Genomic DNA, 7,753 nt, shown 5'->3' on the forward strand with positions numbered 1-7,753 from the left:
ATGCCCACCGCTGTAGAGATAAAGGGGGCCAGGCGGACCTTCGCCGCGGAACTCGCTCCCGTCCGCGCCCTCCGGGGCATCGACCTGTCCGTGAACGAGGGCGAGTTCGTCGCCGTCATGGGCCCCTCGGGCTGCGGCAAGTCCACCCTCCTCAACGTCATCGCCGGGCTGGACACGGTGGACGAGGGCACGGTCGAGGTCGCCGGCGAACGGGTCGACGGCCGCGATGAGGACTGGTTGGCCCGCTTCCGGCGGCACCACATCGGCTTCGTCTTCCAGTTCTTCAACCTGCTCGATGGCGTCTCGGCGCTGGACAACCTCGTCATGCCGGGCGTCCTCGGCGGCATGAAGCGCAGGGCCGCCGAGTCCCGGGCACGCGACCTGCTCGACCTGCTCGGGCTGGGCGACCGCACCCACCAGGTGCCCGCCGTGTTGTCGGGCGGGCAGCGCCAGCGTTTGGCCATCGCCCGCGCCCTGGTGAACGAGCCGACGCTCCTGCTCGCCGACGAGCCGACAGGGGCACTCGACAGCGAGGGCGGCATGGAGGTCCTCGAGCTGTTCCGCAGGCTGCACGACGACGGTCAGACGATCATCATGGTCACGCACTCGCCGGACGTGGCGGCGGGCGCGGGCCGGGCCGTACGGCTGCGCGACGGCAGGGTCGACGCGCCGTGACCACGACCCTGACCTGGCTGCGCATCGAACTACGCCGGCGGTGGCGGCCGCTGGTGGTGCTCGCGCTGCTCATCGCCTTCGCCACCGCGACGGTGCTGACCGCCTTCGCGGGCGCCCGCCGCGGGAACACCGCGGTCGACCGGCTCCTCGAGGAGACCCTGCCCGCCACCGTCGCCGTCCTGGCGAACCAGCCGGACTTCGACTGGGACGAGATCCGGGCGCTGCCGGAGGTCGAGGCGCTCGCGCTGTTCCCCGTCTCGAGCTTCGGGGTCGACGACATCCCCTGGTCCGACCACGTGGATGCGTTCCCTCCCATGGACGACGCGTTGCTGCGGACCCTGGAACGACCCGTAGTCATGGCAGGACGGCTCCCCGACCAGTCGCGTGTCGACGAGGTCGTCGTCGCCCCGGGCTTCCTCGCCACCTACCACCGGAAGGTCGGCGACCAAGTGGCGCTGCGGCTCCCGTCGCCGGAACAGATCAACCGCGAGGACTTCGACCCGGCCACGGGTGAAGCGTTCGCCGGTCCCACGGTCAAGGCCAGGATCGTCGGCGTGATCAGGTCCCCGTGGTTCGCGGAGGACGTGGGAAGCCCGGGAGGCGTGCTCCCGTCGTCCGCGCTCGTCGCCAAATACCACGACAACCTCATCGGGCAGATCAGCTTCGTCAACGCCCTGGTGCGGCTGAAGGGTGGCACCGACGACGTCGAGAGCTTCCGCGCGGGTCTGGCGGCGGCGTCCGGCCGCAACGACATCGACGTCTGGGACATCGACGCCAAGTTCCAGGAACCCCGCCGGCAGTTGAACCACTTCGAAGCGATCTCTCTGACGGCATTCGGGCTGGCGGCTCTCGCCGCGGCGATCGTGCTGGTCGGTCAGTCGGTGGCGCGGTACGCGGCGGCCACCGCGGCCGACCTGCATGTGCTGCGCGCCGTCGGGCTGGCGACCCGCCAGGGCGTCGTGCTGGCGTCCGCGGCCCCCTTCCTGGCCTCCCTGGCCGGCGCCACACTCGGTGTCGCGGGGGCGGCGGTCGCCTCGTTGTGGACGCCCATCGGAGCGGCGTCGCTGCAAGAGCCTGCTCCCGGCTTCGACATGGACTGGCCGGTCCTGGTGGCCGGCTGGGTGCTCGTCCCCCTCCTCGTGGTGGTGGGGGCCGGGAGCGCGGCCGCGTTCGCCCTGCTCGTACGGCACGGTGCGGTCTCCCCCCGCCGATCGGTGGTCGCGCTCACCGCGGCGCGACTGGGCCTGCCGGTGCCGATGGTGGTCGGCGCCCGGCTGGCCCTGGAACCCGGTCGCGGGCGCAGCGCCGTACCGGTGCGGCCCGCGCTGGTCGGCGCCGTGACTGGAGTGCTCGGGGTGCTGGCCGCGTTCACGTTCTCGGCCGGGGTGCACGACGCGGCCGCCAATCCGGAGCGGTTCGGCCAGACCCACCAGTTGCAGGCTTATCTGGGCTTCAACGGCCAGGACATGACCGCACCGGTCAAGGAGCTGCTTCCCGAGATCGCCAAGGATTCGCAGGTCGCATCCGTCAACGACTCCCGGATCGCGGTCGCGGAATCCGTCGGGACCACGAATCCCACCTCGGTGACCACCTACACCTATGCGCCGATAGGAGGCCAGTTCCCGGTGGTCATGCTCGAAGGACGGCTGCCCGCCGGCGCCGGAGAGATCGTGCTCGCGCCGGCGAGCGCGGACATGATGGAGGCGAAGGTCGGCGGACAGGTGCGGCTGGCGAGTGGAGGCGCGCCGGTGACGATGACGGTGACGGGGATCGGCTTCGTGCCGGCGGGCTCCCACAACAACTACAGCGACGGCGCGTGGGCCACTCCCGCCGGGTACGACCACCTGTTCAAGGACGCGAGCACCCCCTTCAAGTTCCACCTGGCCCACGTGGCGCTGCGCCCGGGCGCCGACCCCGGCACCGTCGCCACCCGGCTCTCGTCTTTGGGGGCCGGGTTCGCCCCGCCCGATCCTCTCCCGGAACTGCGGAAGATCCGTGACGTGCAGGCGCTGCCCATCGTGCTGGCCGGGTTCCTGGCGGTGCTCGCCGTGGGCGCGGTCGGGCACGCCCTGGCCACCGCCGTACGGCGGCGCCGGCACGAGGTGGCCGTGTTGCGCGCGCTGGGCATGACCCGTCCGCAGGCGCGCTGGGCGGTGGTCACCCAGGCCACCCTGCTCGCGCTGGTGGGACTCGCCGTCGGCGTTCCGCTGGGCGTGGCGCTGGGCCGCACGGTCTGGCGGCTGGTCGCGGACTTCATGCCGCTCGACTATCTCGTGCCCGTCGCGTTCTGGGCGTTGCTGCTGGTCGCGCCGGTCGCGTTGCTGCTCGCCAACCTGCTCGCCGCGTGGCCTGGCCGCATCGCCGCCCGGCTCCGCATCGGCCACGTCCTCCGGACGGAGTAACCATGATCACTATGTGGCTCCGGCTGGAACTGCGTCGTCGCTGGCGGCCGCTGCTGGTGCTCGCCCTCCTCGTGGCCTTCGCCACCACGACCGTGCTGGCCGCCTTCGCGGGCGCCCGCCGCGCCGTCACCGCGGTCGACCGGCTTCAGGTGGGGACCCTGCCCGCCACCATCGCCGTCCTGCCCAATCAGCCGGACTTCGACTGGGAGGAGATCCGGGCACTGCCCGAGGTCGAGACGCTGACGACGTTTCCGGTGTCGGGCTTCGGGGTCGACGGCATCCCCATGAGTGAGAACCCCTCCACATTCCCTCCCGCCGACGACGAGGTCCTGCGGACCATCGAACGGCCCGTCGTCCTCGAAGGGCGGCTGCCCGACCCGGCTCGGATCGACGAGGTCGTGGTCAGCCCACGCTTCCCGGTCGTCTACCACCGTGGAGTCGGAGACGCCATGACCCTGCGGCTGATGTCGGTCGAGCAGGTGAGCCGCGACGACTTCGACCCGGCCGGCGCCGAACCGCTCGCCGGCCCCGCGGTCAAGGTGAGGATCGTCGGGGTGATCCTTTCGCCGTGGTACACGGAGGACGTCGGGCAGACGCCAGGCCTGCTCCCGACGCCCGCTCTCTTCGCCCGGTACCGGGACAACTTCGTCGGCCCGAACGGGACCATCAACGCCCTCGTGCGTTTGAAGGGCGGCCTCACCACGCTGCACGCCTTCCAGGAAGGTCTCGCACGGGCTTCGCAGCGCAACGACATCGACGTGTGGGATCTGGAGGCCAAGTTCCAGGAGCCCCGCCGGAGGGTGGACGCCTTCGAGGCGGCGTCGCTGTCGGCCTTCGGGCTGGCCGCGCTCGCTGCCGCGATCGTGCTGGTGGGCCAGTCGGTGGCACGGTATGCCACCGCCACCGTGGCCGACCTGCAGGTGCTGCGGGCCGTGGGGCTCACCCCCCGACAGGGCGTGGTGGTGGCTTCAGCGGGGCCGTTCCTCGCCGCGCTGGCGGGGGCGACGCTGGGGGTCGTGGGCGCGGCGGTCGCCTCGGTGTGGATGCCGATCGGTGCGGCGGCCCTGCACGAGTCCGCTCCCGGGTTCGACGTGGACTGGCTGATCCTGGGGGTCGGCTGGGTGCTGGCTCCCGTCCTCGTGCTGGCCGGAGCGGCAGGCTCGGCGGCGGTCGCGCTGGTCGTGCGGCGCGGCGCGGGGTCCGCGCGCCGCTCGGCCGTCGCGCTCGCGGCGGCACGGCTGGGATTGCCGGTTCCCATGGTGGTCGGTGCCAGGTTCGCCCTGGAGCCTGGACGCGGGCGGAGCGCCGTGGCGGTGCGGCCTGCGCTGCTCGGTGCCGTCGCCGGGGTGCTCGGTGTGCTGGCCGCGTTCACGTTCTCGGCCGGCGTGAGCGACGCGGCAGGCCATCCGGAGCGGTTCGGCCAGACGTTCCAGGTCGAGGCCTTCACCGGCATCAACGGCCAGGACCTGGCGCCGGTCGAGGACATGCTTCCCGTGGTCACCGAGGATCCCGACGTCCTGGCCGTCAACGATTCCAGGGTCGCCGTCGCGCAATCCGGCGACACGTCGGTCACCGCGTACACCTACGACCCCGCCGGTGGACGCTTCCCCGTGGTCATGGTCGACGGACGGCTGCCGGCGGCCGCCGATGAGATGGTGCTGGCTCCCGTAAGCGCCCGGAGGCTGGACGTCGAGACGGGCGGGCGGGTGCGCCTGGCGAGCGGCGGCGAGCCGGTGACCATGAAGGTCACGGGGATCGGCTTCCTGCCGTCGGGCTCGCACAACGACTACAGCGCCGGTGCATGGGTGACTCCGGCGGGATACGACCGCGTCTTCGCCGCCGCGCACTATCCGTTCAAGTTCCACCTCCTCCATGTGGCACTGCGGACCGGCGCGGATCCGAAGGCCGTCGCCGCACGCCTCGCCGACGCGACGGGAGTCGCCCTGTTCGGAGCGTCGCCGCTTCCTGTGCAGGTGTGGCAGATCAAGGACGTCCAGGAGCTGCCCATCGTGCTGGCGGGCTTCCTCGTGCTGCTCGCACTGGGCGCGGTGGGGCATGCCCTGGCCACGGCCGTACGGCGGCGGCGCCACGAGGTGGCCGTGTTGCGGGCGCTCGGTATGACCAGGAGGCAGGCGCGATGGGTGGTGGTGGTCCAGGCCACCCTGCTGGCGCTGATCGGGCTCGCGGTCGGCGTTCCGCTGGGTGTGGCGGTGGGCCGTACGCTGTGGCGGCTGGTCGCGGACTTCACCCCGCTCGACTACGCCCCGCCCTTGGCCTTCTGGGCGCTGGTGCTGGTCGCACCGGTCGCGCTCGTGCTGGCCAACCTGCTCGCCGCGTGGCCGGGCCGCGTCGCCGCCCGGCTCCGCATCGGCCACGTTCTCCGGACGGAGTAGGCGGCGTGAATCCTGGCGTGAATCCTGGCGTGGATCCTGAGGTGAGGTCAGGGGTGAAGTCATGGTCGTAGCCTCCGCCGTCCTCGTGGCGGCCTGGCTGGTCGTCGCCGCCGGCGCGCTGGCCGCCGATCGCAGGGCGCTGGTGCGCGCGGCCCTGCTGGTCGCGGGCGCGCAGGGGGTGGCGACGGTCTGGCCGGCCTGCGTCCCCCTCGCGGTGGCCGCCTGGTTCGCGTGCGGCCTCGGCCTGCCCGACGGCGAGCTGGGGTCGTGGGCGCGCAGGGCGTTCGCGGCCTTCGCCTTCGCCGCCGCCGTGGTCTGGAGCGTGATGACGGCCGCTTCCGGGACGACGCCGCACGTGGGAGCCGTGGTCGGCGTGGTGGCGGTGATGTCGTCCGTCGCGCTCGGGGCCGTGCTGCTGCGGTGCCCCCGCGCTCCGGCCGGACGACGCCGCACGCTCCAGTGGGTCGCAGCCGCCGCCGTGGTGACGGTGGCCGCCGACGCCGTGCTGGTCGCTACCCACCTTCTGCTCGGCACTCCGGCCGACCTGCTCACCTCGGTGCTCGCCTCGACGGTCGTCCTGCCGCTCGGCGTGCTCCTCGGCCAGATGTCCTTCACGGCCCGCTTCTCCGAGCGGGGGCTGGTCGAGGCCATCGTCATCGCCGGGCTTGCCGTACTGGTGGTGGCGGTCTACCTGGTGGTGATCATCGGGCTCGCGAGGTCGCCGGAGGAGCCGGAGCGCGACGTGCTGCTCGCCAGCGTGATCGCGTCACTCACCGCCGTCGGGCTGGGACTGCCGCTCCGCTTCCGGCTGGTGTCGTTCGGTGAGGGGCTGCTCGGGCGGCGCGGGCAGACGCCGGAGGAGGCGCTGGCCTCGTTCGGAGCCCGGATGAGCCGCGCCGTGCCGTTCGACGAGCTGCTGCTGCAACTGGTGGAGTCGCTGCGCGCGACGCTCGGCCCCGCCGGAGCCGAGGTCTGGGTGGGCACGGAGGGCGTGCTGCACCGGACGGTCAGCGTCCCCGAGCGGGAGGACGCCGTGCTGACGCTAGACGAGAAGGAGCGTCTGGTCGTCGGCCGCACGCGCATCGGCGGCCCGGCCTGGATGTCGGTCTGGCTGCCGTCCCTGATCGAGGACAGGGACGCCCCGATCAGGGTCGCCCCCGCGGCGCACCTCGGGGATCTCCTCGGCCTGCTCGTGGTGCGGCGGCCGTCCGACGGCGTCGAGTACTCCGACGAGGACGACCGGGTGCTGATCGAGCTCGCCCGGCAGGTCGGCCTCGCGCTGCACAACATGCGCCTCGACTCGGCTCTGCAGGCCTCCCTGGAGGAGTTGCGCCAGCGCAACGAGGAACTCCAGGCGTCGCGGTTGCGGATCGTCACCGCCGCCGACGCGTCCCGCCGCGCCATCGAGCGTGACCTGCACGACGGTGCCCAGCAACATCTCGTCGCGCTGTCGGTGAAGCTGGGGCTGGCCGGCGAGCTCATCAAGGAGGATCCGGCCCTCGTCGCCGAGATGCTGGAGGAGTTGCGGGCCGACGTGCAGAGTACCAACGCGGCCTTCCGCGAGCTGGCGCACGGCATCTACCCGCCGCTGCTGCGCGACCACGGCCTGGGGGAGGCCCTGCGGTCGATCACCCGCCGGGTGGCCCTGCCGTACGAGGTGGACGTGGACCTGTCGCGCCGCTTCTCCGAGCAGGTCGAGGCGGCCGTGTACTTCTGCTGCCTCGAGGCGATCCAGAACGCGGGAAAATACGCGGGGCCGGACGCCTCGATCCAGGTGCGCATCCACATGGACGGGCCGCTGCTGAGATTCTCGGTGAGCGACGACGGGGCGGGGTTCGACGGCGCCGACGGGCACGGCGAAGGGTACGCCGAAGGGTATGGCCATGGGTTCGTCAACATGGCGGACCGCCTGGGAGCGATCGGCGGGCGGTTGCGTGTCGACTCCACACCCGGAACGGGAACCACGATAAGCGGGGAAATTTCAGTATGAGCGGGTTTGATTCCGAGTTCGACGCGGTCGTGGTCGGCTCCGGCCCCAACGGGCTGATGGCCGCCGTGACGATGGCCGAGGCCGGCCGGCGGGTGCTGCTGGTCGAGGCGGCCGGGGTGTGCGGTGGCGGGCTGCGCACCGAGGAGCTGACGCTCCCCGGCTTCCGCCACGACGTCTGCGCGACCATCCTGGCGATGGCGCTCGCGTCCCCCGCGTTCCGCGGGCTCGGCCTCGACGTCGAGTGGGCGCACCCGCCGGTGCCCGCCGCGCATCCACTGGACCGGCGGCCCGCC

General features: G+C 72.4%; 5 protein-coding genes. All 5 read left to right on the plus strand.

Annotation, left to right across the window (positions count from 1 at the left end):
• Positions 1 to 675, plus strand: a complete 675-nt coding sequence (locus tag Pka01_RS25905; RefSeq protein WP_203885472.1) for an ABC transporter ATP-binding protein — start codon at positions 1 to 3, stop codon at positions 673 to 675.
• Positions 672 to 3,077 carry an ABC transporter permease gene (locus tag Pka01_RS25910; protein WP_203885473.1) on the plus strand — a complete coding sequence of 802 codons (2,406 nt, stop codon included), beginning with the start codon at positions 672 to 674 and terminating at the stop codon, positions 3,075 to 3,077. The genes Pka01_RS25905 and Pka01_RS25910 overlap by 4 nt, the downstream gene beginning before the upstream one ends.
• Before the next feature lie 2 nt (positions 3,078 to 3,079).
• Complete coding sequence (locus Pka01_RS25915) at positions 3,080 to 5,470, plus strand: ABC transporter permease (protein ID WP_203885474.1); 2,391 nt, start codon at positions 3,080 to 3,082, stop codon at positions 5,468 to 5,470.
• A gap of 61 nt (positions 5,471 to 5,531) precedes the next feature.
• The gene (locus tag Pka01_RS25920) at positions 5,532 to 7,460 is read left to right on the plus strand and encodes a sensor histidine kinase (protein ID WP_203885475.1); all 1,929 of its coding nucleotides are present in this window, start codon (positions 5,532 to 5,534) and stop codon (positions 7,458 to 7,460) included.
• Positions 7,457 to 7,753: NAD(P)-binding protein (locus Pka01_RS25925; RefSeq protein WP_203885476.1), on the plus strand; the 297-nt coding region annotated here is incomplete at its 3' end. The genes Pka01_RS25920 and Pka01_RS25925, both read left to right, overlap by 4 nt.

It is taken from the genome of Planotetraspora kaengkrachanensis (genome assembly GCF_016862895.1).
Taxonomy (GTDB): Bacteria; Actinomycetota; Actinomycetes; order Streptosporangiales; family Streptosporangiaceae; genus Planotetraspora; species Planotetraspora kaengkrachanensis.

Coding starts and splice junctions, on each gene's coding strand:
- Pka01_RS25905 (WP_203885472.1), top strand. CDS start 1: ATGCCCACCGCTGTAGAGATAAAGGGGGCCAGGCGGACCTTCGCCGCG.
- Pka01_RS25915 (WP_203885474.1), top strand. CDS start 3,080: ATGATCACTATGTGGCTCCGGCTGGAACTGCGTCGTCGCTGGCGGCCG.
- Pka01_RS25920 (WP_203885475.1), top strand. CDS start 5,532: ATGGTCGTAGCCTCCGCCGTCCTCGTGGCGGCCTGGCTGGTCGTCGCC.